Annotated in this window: 17 protein-coding genes and 1 pseudogene; 8 read left to right on the top strand and 10 right to left on the bottom strand. The window is 69.3% G+C overall.

Annotation, left to right across the window (positions count from 1 at the left end):
• Positions 1–20: 20 nt before the first annotated feature.
• The 4 genes from ABD927_RS02570 to ABD927_RS02555 are packed head-to-tail and all read right to left on the bottom strand — an operon-like array spanning position 21 to position 3,766.
• On the bottom strand, positions 21–818 hold the full coding sequence (locus tag ABD927_RS02570) for a class II aldolase/adducin family protein (protein WP_345246015.1): 798 nt from the start codon (positions 816–818) through the stop codon (positions 21–23).
• 22 nt (positions 819–840) lie between these two features.
• Positions 841–1,851 carry a glutamate cyclase domain-containing protein gene (locus ABD927_RS02565; RefSeq protein ID WP_345246012.1) on the bottom strand — a complete coding sequence of 337 codons (1,011 nt, stop codon included), beginning with the start codon at positions 1,849–1,851 and terminating at the stop codon, positions 841–843.
• A 7-nt stretch (positions 1,852–1,858) separates the two neighbouring features.
• A complete protein-coding gene (locus ABD927_RS02560) occupies positions 1,859–2,767 on the bottom strand; it encodes an NAD(P)-dependent oxidoreductase (RefSeq protein WP_345246010.1) in 909 nt (302 codons plus the stop codon).
• A gap of 24 nt (positions 2,768–2,791) precedes the next feature.
• Positions 2,792–3,766 (bottom strand): Bug family tripartite tricarboxylate transporter substrate binding protein, encoded by a 975-nt coding sequence (locus ABD927_RS02555; RefSeq protein WP_345246008.1) that lies wholly within the window; start codon positions 3,764–3,766, stop codon positions 2,792–2,794.
• Between the two features lie 177 nt (positions 3,767–3,943).
• Here ABD927_RS02555 and ABD927_RS02550 point away from each other — a divergent pair, with 177 nt between their 5' ends.
• A complete protein-coding gene (locus ABD927_RS02550; protein ID WP_345246006.1) occupies positions 3,944–4,780 on the top strand; it encodes an IclR family transcriptional regulator in 837 nt (278 codons plus the stop codon).
• Between the two features lie 64 nt (positions 4,781–4,844).
• Here the strand turns inward: ABD927_RS02550 and ABD927_RS24520 are convergent, their stop codons facing one another.
• The 3 genes and pseudogenes from ABD927_RS24520 to gcvA form a co-directional block, all read right to left on the bottom strand.
• The gene (locus tag ABD927_RS24520) at positions 4,845–5,132 is read right to left on the bottom strand and encodes an SPASM domain-containing protein (protein WP_425570169.1); all 288 of its coding nucleotides are present in this window, start codon (positions 5,130–5,132) and stop codon (positions 4,845–4,847) included.
• Between the two features lie 201 nt (positions 5,133–5,333).
• Positions 5,334–5,840 (bottom strand): annotated as a pseudogene (locus ABD927_RS24515) (radical SAM protein); the annotation flags it as partial.
• Positions 5,841–5,898: 58 nt separating this feature from the next.
• Positions 5,899–6,816 (bottom strand): transcriptional regulator GcvA, encoded by a 918-nt coding sequence (gene gcvA / locus ABD927_RS02540; RefSeq protein WP_345246002.1) that lies wholly within the window; start codon positions 6,814–6,816, stop codon positions 5,899–5,901.
• A 180-nt stretch (positions 6,817–6,996) separates the two neighbouring features.
• Between gcvA and ABD927_RS02535 the strand changes: the two genes are divergently transcribed.
• Both ABD927_RS02535 and ABD927_RS02530 read left to right on the top strand, forming a co-directional pair.
• Positions 6,997–7,788, top strand: a complete 792-nt coding sequence (locus ABD927_RS02535; protein WP_345246000.1) for a class II aldolase/adducin family protein — start codon at positions 6,997–6,999, stop codon at positions 7,786–7,788.
• 44 nt (positions 7,789–7,832) lie between these two features.
• Positions 7,833–8,837, top strand: coding sequence for a tripartite tricarboxylate transporter substrate binding protein (locus ABD927_RS02530; RefSeq protein ID WP_345245998.1), 1,005 nt, complete (start codon positions 7,833–7,835; stop codon positions 8,835–8,837).
• 33 nt (positions 8,838–8,870) lie between these two features.
• Here the strand turns inward: ABD927_RS02530 and ABD927_RS02525 are convergent, their stop codons facing one another.
• The 3 genes from ABD927_RS02525 to ABD927_RS02515 form a co-directional block, all read right to left on the bottom strand.
• On the bottom strand, positions 8,871–9,581 hold the full coding sequence (locus tag ABD927_RS02525) for a hypothetical protein (protein ID WP_345245996.1): 711 nt from the start codon (positions 9,579–9,581) through the stop codon (positions 8,871–8,873).
• Positions 9,581–13,354, bottom strand: coding sequence for a methionine synthase (gene metH / locus ABD927_RS02520; RefSeq protein ID WP_345245994.1), 3,774 nt, complete (start codon positions 13,352–13,354; stop codon positions 9,581–9,583). The genes ABD927_RS02525 and metH overlap by 1 nt, the downstream gene beginning before the upstream one ends.
• A gap of 246 nt (positions 13,355–13,600) precedes the next feature.
• Positions 13,601–14,470 carry a LysR family transcriptional regulator gene (locus ABD927_RS02515; protein WP_345245992.1) on the bottom strand — a complete coding sequence of 290 codons (870 nt, stop codon included), beginning with the start codon at positions 14,468–14,470 and terminating at the stop codon, positions 13,601–13,603.
• 310 nt (positions 14,471–14,780) lie between these two features.
• On the opposite strand from ABD927_RS02515, the gene ABD927_RS02510 reads away from it, so the two are divergent.
• The 5 genes from ABD927_RS02510 to ABD927_RS02490 are packed head-to-tail and all read left to right on the top strand — an operon-like array spanning position 14,781 to position 19,660.
• Positions 14,781–15,617 carry an alpha/beta fold hydrolase gene (locus ABD927_RS02510; RefSeq protein WP_345245990.1) on the top strand — a complete coding sequence of 279 codons (837 nt, stop codon included), beginning with the start codon at positions 14,781–14,783 and terminating at the stop codon, positions 15,615–15,617.
• Between the two features lie 48 nt (positions 15,618–15,665).
• Complete coding sequence (locus tag ABD927_RS02505) at positions 15,666–16,856, top strand: amidohydrolase/deacetylase family metallohydrolase (RefSeq protein WP_345245989.1); 1,191 nt, start codon at positions 15,666–15,668, stop codon at positions 16,854–16,856.
• 23 nt (positions 16,857–16,879) lie between these two features.
• Positions 16,880–17,662 carry an ABC transporter ATP-binding protein gene (locus ABD927_RS02500; RefSeq protein ID WP_345245988.1) on the top strand — a complete coding sequence of 261 codons (783 nt, stop codon included), beginning with the start codon at positions 16,880–16,882 and terminating at the stop codon, positions 17,660–17,662.
• Between the two features lie 29 nt (positions 17,663–17,691).
• The gene (locus ABD927_RS02495; RefSeq protein WP_345245986.1) at positions 17,692–18,795 is read left to right on the top strand and encodes an ABC transporter substrate-binding protein; all 1,104 of its coding nucleotides are present in this window, start codon (positions 17,692–17,694) and stop codon (positions 18,793–18,795) included.
• A gap of 46 nt (positions 18,796–18,841) precedes the next feature.
• Positions 18,842–19,660, top strand: a complete 819-nt coding sequence (locus tag ABD927_RS02490; RefSeq protein ID WP_345245984.1) for an ABC transporter permease — start codon at positions 18,842–18,844, stop codon at positions 19,658–19,660.
• Positions 19,661–19,667: the final 7 nt, after the last annotated feature.

Here is a 19,667-nt window from a genome sequence, read left to right as displayed (position 1 = left end):
TGGGAGCGGTAGTCGTGCGGTCATTGGCGGAACGAGGCGTCTTCGCGGCCGACGGCGCGCAGCATCGCCGGCCATTCGAGTTCGCCGTAGGTGCGGCGCACGCCCGGCGTGTACAGCTCGGCGGTCAGGCGCGCCACGCTTTCGGGCGGCAGGTTCAGCTCGGTGCCGGCGGCCATCGCGTCCACCTGCGCCTTGCAGGCCATCTCCAGCCAGTACATGTTGTTGAAGGCTTCGGCCACGCTGCGGCCGCAGGTCAGCAGGCCGTGGTTGCGCAGGATCATGGCGTCGGTCCGGCCCAGGTTGGCGACCAGCCGTTCGCGCTCTTCCAGGTTGATGGCCGGGCCTTCGAAGTCGTGGTAGCTGACGCGGCCGTAGAAGCGCATCGCGGTCTGCGTGAGCGGCAGCAGCCCGCACTTCATGGCCGACACCGCCATGCCCGCCCGCGTGTGGGTATGGATGACGCAGCCGACGTCGGGCCGCGCCGCGTGCACGGCGCCGTGGATCACGAAGCCCGCCGGGTTCTGATCGTAGGGCACCTCCGGCTTGAGGATTTCCCGGCCTTCCAGGTCGATCTTGTACAGGTCGGAGGCCCGGATCTCGGAATACAGCATGCCGTAGGGATTGATCAGCACCTGGTCGTGGCGGCCCGGCACGCGCGAGGTGACGTGGTTGTAGGTGAGGTCCGACATGCCGTACTTGGCGATCAGCCGGAAACACGCCGCCAGGTCGACGCGGGCGTTCCATTCGTCATCGTCGACCTGGCGCCGGATGAAACCGGACGGCGCGGGCAGCTCGAAGGAAGCGGTTGGGCTGGGCATGGAAATCTCCTGTAGAAAGGATTCAGGCCTGGGTGCGCGCCATGCGCAGCACTTCCAGCATCAGGCTGTAGACGGCGCGGTTGGCTTCGGGCGACACGCCGTCGACGCTGGGCAGCGCCAGCCCGGTGTAGCCGTCGTAGGCGCCGGCGGCGATCGGCGCGGCGATGCTGGCCTCGACCTCGCGCCAGCCGGGCATCGCGTCGTGGCGCCCGGCGTGCAGGCACAGCGCGGCGGCGATCGCGTAGGCGCCCCAGTTCGACACCGAGGCCGGCAGCAGATGGTCGACTTCGGTAGCGTCGAGGATGCCGCCGCCGCAGGGACAGCCGCAGCCGCTGCCGTAGGGGGCATGCGCGCCCAGGGCCGCGGCCGCGCGGCCGAAGCCGATTTCGTTGCCGCCGTCGCCCACTCCCACGGTAACGATGCCGCGCCTGCGCGCCGCGGCGGCCAGCAGCTGCGCGTGGGCGACAAGGTCGGGATCCTTGGGCTTGCCGCTGCTGTTGTGGAACACGCCGCGCGCGTTGGGGCCGGGTTTTTCGACGAAGATCACGGCCCGCGCGTCGGCATGGCGGTCGAAGAAGCTTTCGGCGAACGCGTGGCCGGCCGCCGCGCCCGCGGGATAGCCCAGCAGCAGGGCCGCGTTGCCGCGCTCGCTCCATCCGGCTTCGTCCAGCAGCGGCGCGCCGGCGGCCAGCAGCGAACGGCCCACGGCATCGGCATAGATGTCTTCGGCCAGCACGCAGCTGCGCAGGCCCAGCGCGCCGAAGGTGCGCGCCAGCACGGCCACGCCGGACGGGCCGTCGGTTTCGCCGTGCGGCAGCCAGGCCGGATTGCCGGTGCCGGTGACCAGCACCACGCTGCCGCCGCCCGGCGCCAGCGCTTCGCCCAGCGCCCGCGCGACGCGGCCGCACAGCGCTTCGTCGCCCTGCGCCGCGCGCGCGGCCCGGTAGCGCAGCGCGGTGCCGCCCTGGCGCGTGCCGGCGCGCTTGAATTCCAGATTCGCGATCTGGTCCAGCGATTCGCAATACCCTTGCATGGCGGCGTCATCTCCCGCCCGCGGCGGGCGCCAGGCTGATGTCCAGCCAGCGTTCCCACAGCCGCGAGATGGACGCGTAATCGAGCGCGCCCAGGTCTTCGCCCATCGCCACTTCGTACACCGAATGCGCGGCCTGCACGGTGAACAGCGGCACCCCCATCGAGCGCGCCATCTCCAGCGCCAGCGCCGAATCCTTGCGCGCGTTGGCGGTGCTCATGCCGCCTTCGAAGTCCTGCCTGAAGACGCGTTCGCCCAGGCGATGCGTGAGCGGCCTCGACAGGCCCGAGTCGCGCCGCATCAGCTCGAAGAAAAGTTCCACCGGCAGGCCGGCCTTCACGCACATCGCGGCCGTTTCCAGCAGCATCACCATCGTGGTGTGCGCCACCGCGTTGTTGATTACCTTGGCGCGCATGCCGCTGCCGGCCGGGCCGAGGTAGAAAATCTTCTCGGCCACCCGCTCCAGCACCGGCCGCACCCGTTCGTGGTCGACCGCCGAGGCCCCCAGCAGAAAAGTGGTGCGGCCTTCGCTCAGCCGGTGCACGCCGCCCACGATGGCCGAATCCACCGCGGTGGCGCCGTGGCCGGCCAGGAAGCCGGACAGCCAGTCGACGTCGTCCGGGCTGACCGTGCTGCACTCCACGATCAGCCGGCCCTGCAGCGGCCCCTCGGCCATGGCGGCGGCGGCCGCGCGCGAGGCTTCGGGCGTGGGCAGGCACAGGAATACGATCTGCGCCGCCGCCACCACCTGCGCCGCCGACGCCGCCACCCGCACGCCGGCCTCGCGGCCCACGGCGCAGCGGCCGGCGTCGCGGTCGTAGCCGGCCAGGTCGAAATGCCTGAGCAGCGCGGTGGCCAGCGCCATGCCGGCGTTGCCGAGCCCGATCATGCCGAGCAGCGGCCTGTTTGCAGTTTCCATGGTCGTTCGCCTGTCGTGGGGGCTTCAGTTGACCGTGGCGCCGGAGTACCGGACGACCTCGGCCCACTTCTTGATCTCGCGCTGGATGTGCTGGCCGAGTTGCGCCGGCGTGCTGCCGATGGGCGTGGCGCCCTGCTCCAGCAGCTGCTGCTTGACGTCGGGCAGGTTGACGATGCGGGCCACGTCGGCCGACACCTTCTGCACGATCTCGGGGCTGGTGCCGGCCGGCGCCAGCAGCCCGTACCACGATCCCATCTCGTAGCCGGCCACGCCACTTTCCTGCATGCTCGGCACGTCGGGCAGGATCTCCACCCGCTGCGGGCTGGTCACCGCCAGCGCCTTCAGCTTGTGCGACTTGATGTGCGGCAGCGCCGACAGCACCGGGTCGAAGGTCATCTGGATCTGGCCGGCCAGCAGGTCGGTGTACATGCCGGAGGTGCCCTTGTAGGGCACGTGCACCGTGCGCACGCCGGCCAGCGTGTTGAACATTTCGCCGGCCAGGTGGTGGGAGCTGCCGTTGCCCGACGAGCCGAAATTGATCTGGCCCGGATGCGCCTTGGCGTAGGCGATCAGCTCGGCCACCGAATCGACCGGCACCGACGGATTCACCAGCAGCACGCTGACGGTGGAAGCCGCCAGCGAGATGGGCGCGAAATCCTTGACCGGGTCATACGGTAGCTTGGAGAACAGGCTGGGATTGATGCCGTGGGTGCCGACGGTCGACATCAGCAGCGTGTAGCCGTCGGGGGCGGCCTTGGCCGCCATCTCACAGCCGATGTTGCCGGCGCCGCCGCCGCGGTTGTCGACGATCACCGACACTTTCCACAGCTCGCCCAGCTTGTTGGCGATGATGCGGGTGACGGCGTCGCTGGCGCCGCCGGCGGTGTACGGAACGATGATGCGCACCGGCCGGTCGGGATAGGCGGCCCGCGCGGGCGCGGCAAGCGTGACGGCGATCGCGGCGCCGGACAGGGCGAAGGTCAATGTACGAAGATGCATGCTGTCTCACTCCGGTTTGGTGTTGGCATGGCGGACCGTCTGGCGCGGCCGTCCATTATGTGCACTATATAAACACTTCCTGAATCACTTCTCTCGCTTCTTTTGCTTCATATGGCCGGATTCTAGGTAGATTACCGGTGCAGGACAACTCCATTTTTCTGATAGGATGGGCATATTATGAACAACTATCCCTACATCCTGTCCATGAAGGCCGACGCCGAGACCGGCGCCGCCGGGCCGGCGGCCGGAGGCACCCAGAGCATCGAGCGCGCCGTCGCGCTGCTGCGGGCCGCCGCGCGCACCAACCGCGAAGGCGCCACCGCGTCGGAACTGGCGGCCCAGGTGCGGCTGGACCGCACCACCGCCCATCGCATCCTCAAATGCCTGGCGCAGCAGGGCCTGCTCAGCGGCGCGGGCGAACCGCGCCGCTACTTCCTGGGCCCGCTGGCCTACGAACTGGGCGCGGTGGCCGCCGAACGGCTCGACCTGCGCCGGATGTGCCGGCCGGCCATGACGCGCATCGCGGAGGAAACCGGCGACACCGTGTTCCTGCTGGTGCGGCAGGGCTACGAATCGGTCTGCGCCGAACGGCTGGAAGGCCACTACCCGGTCAAGACCTTCGTGGTCGACGTGGGCACCCGCCGGCCGCTGGGCATCGGCGCCGGCAGCATGGCGATCCTGGGCGCGCTGCCGCCGGACGAGACCGAGGCCGCCATCGCGCACAACGCCGCGCTGGTCGGCGGCTACGAAGGAATGAGCATCGAACGGATGCGGGAAATGGCGGCCGAGGTGCGCGCCACCGGCCGCTCCAGCATGGACGTGATCGACGTCGAAGGCGTGCACGCGGTGGCGGTGCCGATCCGCGCCCCCAACGGCCACGCGATCGCGGCGCTGAGCGTATCGGCCATCGCTTCGCGCATGAGCCCGGCGCGCCAGCAAACGCTGTTCGGCATCCTCGAGGCCGAGGCCGCACAATTGCGGAAGCTGCTGGGCTCCGACGCCTGGATCGTGTGAGCGGCGGCCGGCGCGCGGCGGTCAGGTTCCAGGCCGGCTGGCCGGATTCCTCCGCGCCGCCGCGTCAGAAGGTACCCGCATATACCGAACAACTGCGGCAGATCTCCGGCGGCTCGTCGCTGGCCAGCCGGCGGCGGAAATCCTCGTAGGCATCGCCGTTCCAGATTGCCTGCACGCCCGCCTGCGCCATGTTGCCGAAATTGACGCGGTCGGGCGTGGCCACCATGCAGCACGGCATCGCCTCGCCGCGGTAGCTCAGGTAGGCTCCGCGGCGCGGCCAGTCGCAGCGCGAGCCGGCTGGCCGGGCGGCAGCCGCGGGCTCGCGATCGATCGCCGGCAGGCGCAGCGGCATGCCGAGCGCCTGCGCCGCGCGCCGGGCGGCCTCGAAGTGGAAGGCCACGCGCTCGGGGTCTTCGTCCGTCAGGGTCTGCTGGTCGACGAAGCGGCGCATCGGCCGGTAGTGCGCCGGCAAGCTGTCCTCGCCGAAGTCGTGGCACAGGTGCTGGACCGATACCTCGTCCACGCCCAGCTCGTGCGCGATCCGGACGATGTCCGCCAGCTCATGCAGGTTCAGCCGCATCGCCACCGCCACGATGCCCACGTGCAGCGGCGCCGCCCGTTCCCGCCGCATGCGGGTCAACCGCCGCAGATTGGCCAGCATGCGGTCGAAACGGGCGCCGGTGCGGATGGCCTCGAACACTTCGGCGCTGGCGCCGTCCAGCGACACGTACAAGGCCGCCAGCCCGCTGTCCAGACAGTCCCTGACGCGCGCCTCGGTGCATACCGTCAGGTTGGTATTGGTGCTGACGCGCACGCCGCGCCCGGCGGCGTAGCGGACCATGTCGAAGAAGCGCGGATGCAGCATCGGCTCGCCCAGCCCCTGCAAGTGCAACTCTTCCATGCCCTGGAACTGGTCGACCAGTTCGCAGAAGACGCCGTACGGCATGAAGGCCGCCGGCCCGCCTCGCGCGCCGTCCTGGCGGAATTGGATCGGACACATGCGGCATTTGAGGTTGCATTGCCCGACCGGCTCGATCTGAACGAATTTCGGGAGCTCCATGACCCGGCCATCCTCCGTTTGAGGGGCCAAGCGGTCGCAACAAGCATGCCCGGCGCGCTCAGAGATCGGGCATGCGCACCGCCTCGTCCAGCAGCCACCGCCGGAACACCGTCACCTTGCGGTCGTCGGCCGCCTCGTGCGGGCACAGCAGGTAGTAGCCGGCCGCCCGCCGCAGCACCACCGGATGCGGCGCCACCAGCGTGCCGCGCGCGATTTCGCGCCGCAGATAGCGCAACTGGCCGAGCGCCACTCCCAGCCCCTCGATCGCGCACTGGTACACCACGCTCAGGTCTTCGTAGTACATGTCGGGCGCGCCGGCCGGCCTGGCGGCGCCGGCGGCGGCGATCCAGTCGCCCCAGTGGCGCGGCCGGCGGGTCGAGTGCAAGAGCGGCAGCGCCAGCAGCGCATCGGGATCGCCGGGGTCGAGCGTGGCCGCCAGGCGGGGCGACAGCACCGGCGTCAATTCATCGCTGAACAGCAGGTCCGCGGTCGTCCCGGGCCATTCGGCGCCGCCATAGACGATGCCGACGTCGGCGCTGTCGACGCGGAAATCGACCGGCTCCACGTGCGCCGACAGCCGTACCTTGATCTCGGGATGGGCAGCCTGGAACGCAGGCAGGCGCGGGATCAGCCAGCGCAGGAAGAAGGTGGTGTGGCCGCGCACCGTCAGGACCTGGTGCGAGCGGGTGGCCACCAGGTCTTCGGTCGCGTGGGCGATGCGCAGGAAGGCGGCGCTCAGCACCGCGGCGTACTCCTGGCCGCCGCGCGCAAGCGCCACGCCGCGGCCCCGGCGTTCGAACAGTTCGAAGCCGAGCCAGGACTCGAGCGCCTTGATCTGCTGGCTCACGGCGCCCTGGGTGATGTGCAGTTCGCGCGCCGCGGCGGTGAAGCTCAGGTGGTGCGCCACGCTTTCGAAAATGCGCAGGGGATGGAGCGGCGGAAGCGCGGAGCGGATCCTGGAAGGCGGCGTATCCATTAGAAGGCCTAATGTTTCGATAAAATATTCTGGCTTGCGGTTCTTGCCTGGCTCCGCATAGCATAACGGTGCCGGCGGAATCCTGCGGGAGGTCCGCGGCCCCGCCTCTCGATTAATTATTCTCATGAAGCCGCGGCAGGCCTGCGCCATGCCGGCACGCGGCCCGTTGCAGGAGACCGGATGAATCCGCGCTACACCACCGATTTCCCTTCGCTGCGCGACCGGGTCAGCCCGGAAGAATGGGAAACCCGGGTTGCGCTGGCGGCATGCTATCGGCTGGTAGACCGGCTCGGCATGACCGACATGATCTACAACCACATCACGGCGCGGATCCCCGGGCCGGAAGACCATCTGCTGATCAATCTGTACGGCCTGCTGTACAAGGAAATCACCGCGTCCAGCCTGGTCCGCATCGACCTCGACGGCAACATCGTCTCCAAGCAGGACACCGATTACGGCATCAACCGTTCGGGCTACGTCATCCACGGCTGTATCCACCGCGCCCGGCCCGACGTGAAGTGCATCATCCACACGCATACGCGCGCCGGCATCGCGATCTCGGCCATGGATTGCGGCCTGCTGCCGATCTCGCAGACCGCCAGCCGCTTCCACGGCCATATCGGCTATCACGATTTCGAAGGCCCCGCGATCGACCTGGCCGAGCAGGAGCGCCTGGTGCGCGACCTCGGCCCGCACAACGCGATGGTGCTGCGCAACCACGGCCTGCTGACCTGCGGCGCGTCGGTGCCGCAGGCGCTGAACCTGATGTACCAGTTGGAATCGTCCTGCCGCGCGCAGGTCGACGCCATGGCGGGCGGCAAGGAACTGAAGCTGCCGTCCGATGAAGTGCTGCAGCGCGCCGCCCATCTGTACCAGCCGGGCACCCGCCGGCCCTACGGAGAACTCGAATGGCATGCGCTGCTGCGCTGGCTGGCGGCCGAACCCGGAGGCTATCCGCCCTACGATAGCTGAACCGGCCGGCGGCCAAAAAGACGACAACCCAGGAGGAGATGACAATGCACCCGAAGTTCCCCACCCGGCAGCGCCATGGCGCCGCCGCAGCCGGGGCGCTGGCCGCCGCGCTGCTGGCGGCCGCCGCTTGTGCCCCCGCCATGGCGGCCTACCCCGAGCGGCCCATCCGCATGATCGTGCCCTTCCCGCCCGGCGGCCCGAACGACCTGCTGGGTCGCATCATCGCCAACGGCCTGTCGCAAGACCTGGGCCAGCCGGTGGTGCTGGACAACAAGGGCGGCGCCGGCGGCACCATCGGCACCGACATGGTCGCCAAGGCCCCGGCCGACGGCTACACGCTGCTGCTGTCGGGCACCGCCTCGCTGTCCATCGCGCCGGCGCTGTACCCCAAGCTGCCGTACGATCCGGTCAAGGATTTCGCGCCGATCAGCCTGACGGGCACCGCGCCGTCGCTGCTGATCGTCAACAACAACCAGCCCTTCAAGACCGTGTCCGAGCTGATCAAGGCGGCCAAGGCCAAGCCCGGCACGCTGAACTTCGCGTCGGCCGGGGTGGGCACGCCGCCGCACCTGGCGGGCGAGCTGTTCAAGACCATGGCCGGGGTCGACATCGTGCACGTGCCGTACAAGGGCGGCGGCCCGGCCATGACCGACCTGATCGCCGGCCAGGTGCAGCTGTATTTCTGCGGCATCGCGTCGGCCATCCCGCAAGTCAAGACGGGCAAGGTGCGGCCGATCGCGGTTACCAGCTCGCAGCGTACGGCGCTGATGCCCGACATGCCCACCGTGGCCGAAGCCGGGCTGCCGGGCTACGAGGTGGCGAACTGGTACGCCATCGTCGCGCCGGCCGGCACGCCGGCCGACATCGTCAGCAAGGTCAACGCCTCCCTGGTCAAGCTGCTGGCCAAGCCGGACGTGGTCTCGCAGATGAGCGAGCTGGGCGTGGACGCGAAGAGCTCTACGCCGGAAGAACTGGCGGCCTACCAGCGCAGCGAACTGACCAAGTGGGCCAAGGTGGTCAAGCAGGCCAACATCCCGCCGCAAGAATAGGCACCGGGCCCCGCCACGGGGCCCTACCCATGCCTACCGGGCGCAGGCGTCCGTCCCGCGCGGGACGGCCTGCCATGCCGCCCAGCCGACCAGCACCGGAATCAGCATCTCCAGGCTCTCTTCCATGCCTTGCAGCACGTAGCGCAAGGCTTCGGGGACGGCGATGCGGAACCAGTCGTCCAGGACGTCGGGGGCGCGGTCGAAGCACTGCGCCACCACCACCGCTCCCATGGCAAGCAACACCGTCACCGCCCAGGTTCGGCCGGCACGCAGGTCGCGCCACCAGATGCGGCCGCGCCGCAGCGCCAGCCACAGCAGCGAGGCGGCGATCGGCGCCAGCACGGCCAGCGCCTCTTCGATCTGGGTGGGCGTGCCGTCGCGGTTGTAGAAGCGGGATTTAAGGATGCTGATGCCGAACATGGCCTTGTGCAGGTCCAGTTCGCGCGCGGCGAACGCGCACAGCACGATGCAGACGGCGATCCGTTCCGGCCAGTGCGTGGCCTGCCGCGGCAGGACCAGCATGCCGATGCCGGCGACCACGTAGAACGCCACCGTGAGCGTTTCCACCGGCCCGCCCTCCTGGAAGAAACCGTAGGGCACGACGTCGGGAATCAGGAGGCCGGTCACGATCGCCACGGCCACGGTCAGCGCGACCAGCGCCACGCTGCCGTGGCGCAGCACCTGCGGCAGCCTCGCGCCGGCCGTGCCGGCCGTGCCGGTGGGACGCCCGAGGCGGGCCGCCATCAGGCCAGGCTCGACATCAGGGCGCGCCTGAGGTCGTCTTCGCTGCGGCCGCTGCGAGCGGCGTAGTCGGCGACCTGGTCGTCGCCTATCTTGCCGACGTTGAAGTATTGCGACTCGGGATGGCTGAAGTAGAAGCCCGACACCGACGCCGCCGGCGCCATCGCGTAGCTGTCGGTCAGCAGCATGCCGATGTCTTCGCAGCCCAGCACGCCGAACATGTCGCGCTTGACGGTGTGCTCCGGGCAGGCCGGATACCCCGGCGCCGGACGGATGCCGCGATAGGCCTCGGCGATCAGCTGGTCGTTGCTGAGCGCCTCGTCGGGCGCATAGCCCCACAGGTCCTGCCGCACGCGGGCGTGCATGCGCTCGGCGAAGGCCTCGGCCAGGCGGTCGGCGATGGCCTTGAGCATGATGGCGGAGTAGTCGTCGTGGCGGCGCACGAACTCGGCCTCGTGGCGCTCGGCGCCGATGCCGGCCGTGACCGCGAACAGGCCGATGTAGTCGGCCAGGCCCGAGTCCTTGGGCGCGATGTAGTCGGCCAGGCATTTGTTGTCGACGCCTTCGCGCTTGGCGGTCTGCTGGCGCAGGTTGCGCCAGGTGAACAGCACGCGCTCGCGGGTCTCGTCGGCGTAGACCTCGATGTCGTCGTCGTTGACGGTGTTGGCCGGGTAGAAGGCCACCGCCGCGTTGGCCGTCAGCCAGCGGCCGTCGATCACGCGCTTGAGCATGGCCTGGCCGTCTTCGTATACGCGGCGGGCGGAATCGCCCACCACCGCGTCGTCCAGGATGGCCGGGAACGGGCCGTGCAGGTCCCATGTCTGGAAGAAGGGCTGCCAGTCGATGTAGCGGGCGATCTCGGCCAGGTCGAAATTGCGGAACAGGCGGCGGCCGATGAATTTCGGCCGCGGCGGCGCGTAGCCCTGCCAGTCGATGCGCGGCTTGTTGGCGCGCGCCTCGGCCAGCGGCACCAGCGGCACCGCCTTGCGGTTGGCGTACTGTTCGCGCACGCGTTCGTATTCGGCCTTGATCCCGGCCACGTAGCGGGCGGCCTGGTCGGACACCAGGTTCTGCGCCACGCCCACCGAGCGGCTGGCGTCGGTCACGTAGATGACGGGCCCGTCGTAGTGCGGGGCGATCTTGACCGCGGTGTGCACGCGGCTGGTGGTGGCGCCGCCGATCAGCAGCGGCGTCGACTGGTCGCGAAAGTACGGGTCGCGCTGCATCTCGGAAGCGACGAAGGCCATTTCCTCCAGGCTGGGCGTGATCAGGCCCGACAGGCCGACGATGTCGGCCTTTTCTTCCTTGGCCTTGGCCAGGATCTCGGCGGCGGGCACCATCACGCCCATGTTGACCACCTCGAAGTTGTTGCACTGGAGCACGACGCTGACGATGTTCTTGCCGATGTCGTGCACGTCGCCCTTGACGGTGGCGATCACGATCTTGCCCTTGGACCGCACGTCGCCGCCGGCGGCCTCGAGCCTGCTCTTTTCTTCCTCGATGAAGGGGATCAGGTGGGCCACCGCCTGCTTCATCACGCGCGCCGATTTCACCACCTGCGGCAGGAACATCTTGCCCGAGCCGAACAGGTCGCCAACCACGTTCATGCCGTCCATCAGCGGGCCTTCGATCACCTCGATCGGCCGGCCGCCGCGCGCTGCGATGGCCTGCCGCGCCTCTTCGGTATCTTCCACGATGTAGGCGTTGATGCCGTGCACCAGCGCGTGCGTGAGGCGCTCGTTGCAGGGCTGCTGGCGCCAGGCCAGGTCTTCCTCTTTCTTCGTGCCCGAGCCGCGGATCGAATCGGCGAACTGCACCAGGCGTTCGGTGGGCGTGCGCTCGTCGGCCGGGTCGGTCTTGCCGGCCGGCTCGGGGCGGTCGAGCACCACGTCTTCCACCAGGTCGCGCAGCACCGGGTCGAGGTCGGCGTAGACGCCCAGCTGGCCGGCGTTGACGATGCCCATCGTCAGGCCGGCCTGGATCGCGTGGTACAGGAAGACGGTGTGGATCGCCTCGCGCATCGGCTCGTTGCCGCGGAACGAGAAGCTGACGTTGGAAATGCCGCCGGAAATCTTGGCGTAGGGCAGGTTGTCGCGGATCCAGCGCGTGCCTTCGATGAAGTCGACCGCGTAGTGGTTGTGCTCCTCGATGCCGGTGGCGATGGCGAACACATTGGGGTCGAAGATGATGTCTTCCGGCGGGAAGCCCACCACGTCGACCAGCAGCCGGTAGGCGCGCTCGCAGATCTGCTTGCGGCGTTCCAGCGTGTCGGCCTGGCCCTGTTCGTCGAAGGCCATCACCACCACCGCGGCGCCGTAGCGGCGGCACAGCCGCGCGTGGTGCAGGAAGGGCTCCTCGCCCTCTTTCATCGAGATCGAATTGACCACCGACTTGCCCTGCACGCACTTCAGGCCGGCCTCGATCACGCTCCACTTGCTGCTGTCGATCATCACCGGCACGCGCGAGATGTCGGGTTCGGAAGCGATCAGGTTGAGGAAGCGCGTCATGCTGGCCTGCGAATCCAGCATGGCCTCGTCCATGTTGACGTCGATGATCTGGGCGCCGTTTTCGACCTGCTGGCGCGCCACGCTGAGCGCCTCGTCGAATTTTTCCTCGCGGATCAGGCGCGCGAACATCTTGCTGCCGGTCACGTTGGTGCGTTCGCCCACGTTGACGAACAGCGTGTCGGCGTCGATGTTGAGCGGCTCCAGGCCCGACAGTCGCAGCTTGACGTCGACCTCGGGCACCGCGCGCGACGGCAGGCTGGCCACCTTGGCGGCGATGGCGCGGATATGCGCCGGCGTGGTGCCGCAGCAGCCGCCCACCATGTTGACGAAGCCGGCCCGGGCGAACTCTTCCAGCAGGCCGGAGGTGTCTTCCGGCGTTTCGTCGAAGCCGGTGTCGCTGAGCGGGTTGGGCAGGCCGGCGTTGGGGTAGATGCAGACGAAGGTGTCGCAGATCTTGGCCATCTCGGCCACGTAGGGCCGCATCAGCGCGGCGCCCAGCGCGCAGTTCAGGCCGACGGTGACGGGGCGCGCGTGGCGCACCGAGTTCCAGAAGGCTTCCACCGTCTGGCCCGACAGCACGCGGCCGGAAGCGTCGGTGACGGTGCCCGAGATCATGACGGGCAGGCGCTCGCCGCGCTTTTCGAACACCTCCTCGGTGGCGAAGATCGCGGCCTTGGCGTTGAGCGTGTCGAAGATGGTTTCGATCAGCACGATGTCGATGCCGCCGTCGAGCAGGCCTTCGAGCTGTTCGGCGTAGGCCTCGCGCAGTTCGTCGAAGGTGACGTTGCGCGCGGCCGGGTCGTTGACGTCGGGCGAGATCGAGGCGGTGCGCGGCTGCGGGCCGAGCGCGCCGGCCACGAAGCGCGGACGTTCGGCGGTGGCGTATTGATCGCAGGCGGCGCGCGCCAGCCGGGCCGACTCCAGGTTCATTTCGTAGGCCAGTTCCGGCAGCGCGTAGTCGGACTGCGCGATGGCGGTGGCGCCGAAGGTATTGGTTTCGATCACGTCGGCGCCGGCTTCGAGGTAGGCGCGGTGGATCTCGCTGATCACGTCGGGCCGCGTCAGGCTCAGCAGCTCATTGTTGCCTTTCAGGTCCTTGCCGTGCTCGCGGAAACGCTCGCCGCGAAAGCTCGCCTCGTCCAGCTTGTAGGTCTGGATCATGGTGCCCATCGCGCCGTCCAGGATCAGGATGCGCTGGGCCAGCAGCTCGGCAAAACGCGCGCCGCGCGTGTATTCGGAAGGGGCGAAGGGCAGGGTCGGAAACCGCATGGAAGAAAAGCCTCGAGAACGGCCCCCCGGGGCACGCCATGCAGGCCGGGCGGCCAAGCGTTCTATGTTACCAAACCACGCCGCCCCACCCAGGACGCCGCGGATCCGGCTCCGCCGGTCCGCCAGCGTCGCCCCTTGAGGGGAGCGGCCGCAGGCCGCCAGGGGCGGGCCTTTCCATTCCGGTCCGCCCGCATCGCCCCCTTGGGGGGCGCGCGAAGCGCGTAGGGGGGACCTCAGCAGGGAGCCTCACACAGTCCTCTGGAACTCCCGGACCACGGCATCGATCAACGGCGCCTTGGCCGACGCCCGCCGCTGCACCAGCGCGATGCCGCGCGTCTCCTTGGCGCGCCCCACCTTGAAGATGCGCAGCGCCGGATCCTCGTGCCAGCGGCTTTCGCGCAGATGCGGCAGCAGCGTCACCCCCACGCCCGAGCGGATCACTCCCACGATGGCGTCGATCGAGTTGAGTTCGAGGAAATCCCTGGGCTGGACCTTGAGCCTGCGCAGGATGCCGTCCACCAGCTGGCCGGTGCGGTCGCCGCGGTGGAAGCGGATGAAGGGGTATTTCTGCAGCATCGCCTTGACCGAGGTTTCCTCCACGCTGCGGCTGGCCAGCGCCACGATCGGCTCGCTGTACAGCTCGGTCACCTCCAGCGCGCGCAGGTCCTGGCCCGGGTCGCGCACGATGATGGCGGCGTCGAATTCGCCCGACTCCACCCGCGGGATCAGGTCGCCGGTATGCGAGGCCACCGCGTGCAGATCGAGGTTGGGATGGCGTTCCTTCAGCGCCAGCGTGGCCCGCACCAGCGGGCCGAGCGAAGCCACCACCACGCCGATGTGCACCGTGCCGGCGACCGACTCGGGATGCTGGAAGGCCAGCATCTGCTCGTACAGGGCAATCTGCTGGCGCACCAGCGGCAGCAGTTCGCGGCCGGCCTGGTTGATGACGACCGTCTTGCCGCGCCGCTCGAACAGCGGACGGCGCATCTCCGCTTCCAGCGCGCGCATCTGCAGGCCCACCGCCGCCTGGGTGAGCGCCACGCGCTGCGCGGCGGCGGCGAACGACCCCTCGGTGGCCACCGCCACGAAGGTGCGCAACAGGCGAATGCTGCTCATCGGTGTGCCCTCCTGCCGCCGCGCGACCGCTGCTCCGGAGCGGGCCGCGCCGCCGCGATGCGGGGCGTACCGCCAGTGTTCATCATAAATATATTCTTTAGTTTCAGGGAAAGTAATATTGGTTTTTCGTTTGGCGTTCCTTCACCCATAATTTTTTCCGAGCTCTCGCAACACACGACAATCCGGCGCTTTCAAGACCGGTGTTCTGCAGGTGGCGGATGACAACGGAGTCGGGCCCGGCACGCCAGCGGCAACGCGAACGTCCAGGCGCGGCGGATACGTCACCCACTGCCGTGGACGGAGTGTTCGCATGAGCTGTCCTTCCCTTGCCGCCACGCTCGAGCCCATGCCGGGCAGGCTGGTCGATACCGGCGGCCCCCGCCTGTACGTCACCGACAACGGCCAGCCCGGCGGCCCGCCGCTGGTCTTCTTCCACGGCCTGGGCTGGACCCACGCCCTGTGGCGCCGCCAGGCCGCCCGCTACGGCGACCGCTACCGCATCATCGCCGGCGACACCCGCGGCCACGGCCTGTCCGACAAGCCACCCGGCCCCTACACCATCGCCGGCATGGCCGAGGACTGGATCCGCGCGCTGGACGCGCTCGGCGTCGAACAATGGTGCCTGGTCGGCTTCTCCCAGGGCGGCCGCATCGCCCAGCAGATCGCCGTGACCGCGCCCGAGCGCACCCGCGCGCTGGTGGTGATAGGCAGCGGCTGCCGCGACAACCCGGCCTCGCGCGCCCGGATGGAACAACGGCTGGAAGCGGCGCGCCAGAGCACCCGCCACGCCGCCGAGGTGGCCGCCGCGTCGATCTTCTCGCCCGCCTTCATCGAACGCGAGGCCGGCTTCGTCACCCGTTTCATCGAACAGCGCGCCGCGCTCGACTTCACGCCGCTGGCGGCCGCCACGCTGGCCCTGCTGTCGTTCGACGTCAAGGCGGACCTGGCCCGGGTCGGCTGTCCGGCCCTGGTGGCGGTGGCCGGGCAGGACCAGCTGTGCTCGGTGCCCACCGCCACCGAGGTGGCCGAGGCGCTGCCCCATGCGACGCTGCGCACCATCCCCGGTTCGGGGCACATGGTGACGCTGGAGCAGCCGGCCGCCGTCGACGCGCTGCTCGACGATTTCCTGCACACCCATTACCACTGATGCCCGCGGCGCGCAGGCGCCGCGGCATTCGCCACAGCGAGGAACGACATGGCCAACTTCAGGATCGAAGGCGCCCGCGTATGGGGCAGCAAGGACACCGCGCCGGCGCCGGTATGGATCAGCGGCGACGCGATCGTCGACGCCCTGCCCGCCGGCGCGCCGTATGAAACGCTGCGCTTCGACGATGCCTGGATCGCCCCCGGCTTCATCGACGGCCACGTGCACTGCTTCAAGTACGTGACCGGCCCGTTCGGCCTGGATGCCGATTTCTGCGGCGTGCGCCAGGGCGTGACGACCATCGTCGACCAGGGCGGCCCGAGCTGCATCACCATCGACGCCTTCCGCCACTTCATCGCCGAGCCGGCCGCCAGCCGCACCTACTGTTTCATCTCGGCCTACCTGGTGGGCGGCCTGATGGGCCACCGCCACGTGGCCCTGTACGGACCCGGCTCGACCGACGCCGGGCTGGTCATCGAGGCCATCGAGAACAACCGCGACCTGGTGGGCGGCATCAAGGTGCACGCCGACCACGGCGGCTTCTCGCGCTGGGGCCCGCAGCTGGTGGCCGAGGCGCGCAAGATCTCCGACGCCACCGGGCTGCCGCTGTACATCCACCTGGGCACCATGTGGACCAACGCCGAAGGCAAGACCTACGACCCGGTCAAGGTGCTGGACGAGACCGCCGAGCTGCTGCGCCCCGGCGACATCCTGGCCCACCCGTTCACCCGCCGCCCCTCGGGCGGCATCCTGGCCGACGGCAGCGTGCACCCGGTGTTCCAGACCGCGCGCGAACGCGGACTGAAGATCGACGTCGGCCGCGGCTACCACATCGATTACCAGGTGGCGCGCCGCGTGCTCGACGCCGGCGTGATGCCCGACTCGCTGGGCTCCGACGTGCACGGCTTCAACGCCGGCCCCACGTCGCCGCCCGACAAGCGCTTCAATCTGTTCTACGCGATGTCGGAGATGGCCGCGCTCGGCATCCCGGTCGACCACATCGTCGACATGGTGACGCGCAACGCCGTCTGTTTCGTGCCCCCGCCGCAGCGCGTGCCGGCCGCCGGCGGCGCCGGCTTCACGCTGTTCCGCATCGCTTCGGAACGGCGCAGCTACACCGACTACAACGGCAACACCATCCACGGCGACACGGTGTTCTATCCGCTGGCCGCGCTGCTTGACGGCCGGGTGCACCACTGCAGCGAGGCCGACATGCCGTCGCGCCTCTTGCAGGCCGCCTGACCCCGCTTGCGCAAAGGTCCGCCATGTCCACATCGACCGGCTACATAGAATGCGCCGCCGTCCGCAAGATCTACGGCGACGGCGGCCAGGGTTTCGAGGCGCTGCGCTCGGTCAGCTTCACGATCCGCGACGGCGAGTTCGTGGCGCTGCTGGGGCCCAGCGGCTGCGGCAAGAGCACCCTGCTGATGATGATCGGCGGGCTGGAAGACGTCACCGCCGGCTCGATCCGCGTCGGCGGCGCGCCGGTCGACGGGCCGCGGCCCGACACCGGCGTGATGTTCCAGGACCCGACCCTGCTGCCGTGGAAAACCGCGCTCGAGAACGTGCTGTTCCCGATCCGCATGATGCGGCAGGACGTGTCCGCCTACGAGCCCGCGGCGCGCGAGCTGCTGCGGATGGCGGGGCTGGCGGCGGCGGTCGACAAGAAGCCGCGCCAGCTGTCGGGCGGCATGCGCCAGCGCGTGGCGCTGTGCCGGGCGCTGGTGCACCGGCCGCGCCTGCTGCTGATGGACGAGCCGTTCAGCGCGCTGGACGCCATCACGCGCGACGAAATGGGCGTGGCGCTGCTGGAACTGTGGGAACGGTACAAGCAGACGGCCATCTTCGTGACGCACAGCATCCGCGAGGCGGTGTTCCTGGCCGACCGCGTGCTGGTGATGGGCGGGCGGCCGTCGTCGATCGTCGCCGACATCCGGATCCCGTTCGCCCGGCCGCGCGCCTTCGCGGTGAACGAGTCCGCCGAGTTCAACGAAATCTGCGCCTATCTCAGGGAGCAGATCAAGGAATCGCCGGCCGCGATGGCCTAGCCGCATTCATTCAACCCGGGGAGCTTGCCATGACCGCATCCGATATTCTTCCTGCCTCGCCCGCTCGGCGCCGCGTACTGAAGGCCGGCGCCGTCACCGCGCTGGCCGCCGCCGGCGGCGCGCGCACCGTGTTCGCGCAGACGGCGCGCAAGATCAAGTTCACCCTGCCGTGGGTGGCCGAAGGCTCCAACGCCTTCCTGTGGGTCGCCCTCAACAAGGGCTATTGGAAAAAGCTGGGGCTGGACGTGGAACTGGCGCGCGGCTCGGGTTCGGCCATGGCGGCCGAGGCGATCGGCGCCGGCCGCTTCGACTTCGGCTACTGCGGCACCCACATCGGCATCCTGCAGACGGCCAAGGGGCTGCCGCTGAAATCGCTGGGCGTGGGCAGCTACGACGCCGCCATCGGCATCTGTACGCTGGCCGATTCCGGCATCCGCGCGCCGAAAGACCTCGAAGGCAAGACGCTGGCGTCGACGGTATCGTCCACCGAGTACCCGTTCATCCCCCTGTTCGCCAAGAACGGCGGGCTGGACCTGGACAAGGTCAAGCGCGTGGCGGTGGACGCCCAGCTGCGCCAGAAGGCGCTGCTGCAGAAGCAGGTCGACGCGATCTCGGGCGCGATCGGCAGCATGGTGCCGTCGATGACGGCGGCCGGCGTGAAGACCAATATGATGGCGTTCAGCCAGTACGGCATCCAGCTGTACGGCGGCAGCATCTTCACCCAGCCGCAGCGCTTCGCCTCCGACCCGGCGCTGTGCGAGGCCGTGGTGCAGGGCGCGATGGAAGGGCTGGCCTACACGCTGACCGATCCGGAAGGGGCGCTGCGCGCCTTCGCCGCCGAGGTCAAGGAGGCGGCGATTTCGCCGGGGGCGCTGCAACAGGTCAAGGTCGGGCTGGGCATGTTCGCGTCCAGCGCCATCCAGGACGATCCGCAATCCGGCGGGCTGGGCTGGCACAACCCGAAGACGATTGCCTCGATGACGGACCTCACCATCCAGTACGTGGCCGCGCCCGGCACCAGGAAGCCCGATCCGGAATCGTTGTACACCAACCAGTTCGCCGGCCGCATCAAGCTGTCGCCGGCCCAGTGGCAGGCGGCGAAGGACTACTTCAAGCCTTATCTGGCGGCGTGAGCGGCCGGATGCGGGGCGGCATTCCTGGAACCCGGGAGGTAACGCGATGAATCCCGACCGCGTCATGACGGCGCCCGCATCGGCCGCGCAAGCGCCGGCGGCGAAGGCGCCCGCGCCGCGCCGGTTCCGGCTGCCGGCCGCGCCGGCGGTGGCCGTGGCACTGGCCCTGGTAGCGCTATGGGAGGCGCTGTGCGGCCTGCTGCACATCAATACCGTCATCCTGCCCGCGCCGAGCGACGTGGCGGCCGCGGTCGCCGACCACTGGCCCGCCCTGCTGGCCGACACCGTGGCCACCGCGTCGGAAACGGTGGCCGCCTTCGTGCTGGCGGCTGCGCTGGGCATCGCGGGCGCCTCGGCGCTGACGCTGTCCACGCTGCTGAAGGAGGCGTTCTACCCCTACCTGGTGGCGTTGCAGACGGTGCCGAAGATCGCGCTGGCGCCGCTGTTCACGGTGTGGCTGTCGGTGGGCTTTACCTCGCGGCTGGCGATCGCCGTGTTCGTAAGCGTGTTCTCGATCCTGGTGCCGCTGATGAGCGGGCTGCGCCAGACGCCGCCCGACACGCTGCGGCTGGCGCGCTGCTGCGGCGCCGGCCGCTTGCAGGTATTCCTGCACATCCGCTTTCCGTACGCGCTGGACTTCCTGTTCTCGGGACTGAAGATCGCCGCCACCACCGTGGTGATCGGCGTCGTGGTGGGCGAGTTCATCAGCTCCGACAAGGGCCTGGGGCATTTGATCATGTACTCGGCCGCGCGCATGGAAACGCCGATGGTGATGGCGGCGGTCCTGATGCTGTGCGCGCTCGGCCTGGCGCTGTACGGCGCGGTGGCCTGGGCCGACGGCGCGGTGCGCCGCCGGATGTCGTGATGGCCGG

Source organism: Pigmentiphaga soli, from assembly GCF_039541095.1.
GTDB lineage: Bacteria > Pseudomonadota > Gammaproteobacteria > Burkholderiales > Burkholderiaceae_B > Pigmentiphaga > Pigmentiphaga soli.
Note: the sequence above shows the minus strand (reverse complement) of the source record. Positions and strands in the feature narration are given on the sequence as shown.

Excerpts from the sequence above, each read along its gene's own strand:
- ABD927_RS02570 (WP_345246015.1), bottom strand. The coding sequence starts at position 818 with ATGCCCAGCCCAACCGCTTCCTTCGAGCTGCCCGCGCCGTCCGGTTTC.
- ABD927_RS02565 (WP_345246012.1), bottom strand. The coding sequence starts at position 1,851 with ATGCAAGGGTATTGCGAATCGCTGGACCAGATCGCGAATCTGGAATTC.
- ABD927_RS02560 (WP_345246010.1), bottom strand. The coding sequence starts at position 2,767 with ATGGAAACTGCAAACAGGCCGCTGCTCGGCATGATCGGGCTCGGCAAC.
- ABD927_RS02555 (WP_345246008.1), bottom strand. The coding sequence starts at position 3,766 with ATGCATCTTCGTACATTGACCTTCGCCCTGTCCGGCGCCGCGATCGCC.
- ABD927_RS02550 (WP_345246006.1), top strand. The coding sequence starts at position 3,944 with ATGAACAACTATCCCTACATCCTGTCCATGAAGGCCGACGCCGAGACC.
- ABD927_RS24520 (WP_425570169.1), bottom strand. The coding sequence starts at position 5,132 with ATGCCGCTGCGCCTGCCGGCGATCGATCGCGAGCCCGCGGCTGCCGCC.
- gcvA (WP_345246002.1), bottom strand. The coding sequence starts at position 6,816 with ATGGATACGCCGCCTTCCAGGATCCGCTCCGCGCTTCCGCCGCTCCAT.
- ABD927_RS02535 (WP_345246000.1), top strand. The coding sequence starts at position 6,997 with ATGAATCCGCGCTACACCACCGATTTCCCTTCGCTGCGCGACCGGGTC.
- ABD927_RS02530 (WP_345245998.1), top strand. The coding sequence starts at position 7,833 with ATGCACCCGAAGTTCCCCACCCGGCAGCGCCATGGCGCCGCCGCAGCC.
- ABD927_RS02525 (WP_345245996.1), bottom strand. The coding sequence starts at position 9,581 with ATGGCGGCCCGCCTCGGGCGTCCCACCGGCACGGCCGGCACGGCCGGC.
- metH (WP_345245994.1), bottom strand. The coding sequence starts at position 13,354 with ATGCGGTTTCCGACCCTGCCCTTCGCCCCTTCCGAATACACGCGCGGC.
- ABD927_RS02515 (WP_345245992.1), bottom strand. The coding sequence starts at position 14,470 with ATGAGCAGCATTCGCCTGTTGCGCACCTTCGTGGCGGTGGCCACCGAG.
- ABD927_RS02510 (WP_345245990.1), top strand. The coding sequence starts at position 14,781 with ATGAGCTGTCCTTCCCTTGCCGCCACGCTCGAGCCCATGCCGGGCAGG.
- ABD927_RS02505 (WP_345245989.1), top strand. The coding sequence starts at position 15,666 with ATGGCCAACTTCAGGATCGAAGGCGCCCGCGTATGGGGCAGCAAGGAC.
- ABD927_RS02500 (WP_345245988.1), top strand. The coding sequence starts at position 16,880 with ATGTCCACATCGACCGGCTACATAGAATGCGCCGCCGTCCGCAAGATC.
- ABD927_RS02495 (WP_345245986.1), top strand. The coding sequence starts at position 17,692 with ATGACCGCATCCGATATTCTTCCTGCCTCGCCCGCTCGGCGCCGCGTA.
- ABD927_RS02490 (WP_345245984.1), top strand. The coding sequence starts at position 18,842 with ATGAATCCCGACCGCGTCATGACGGCGCCCGCATCGGCCGCGCAAGCG.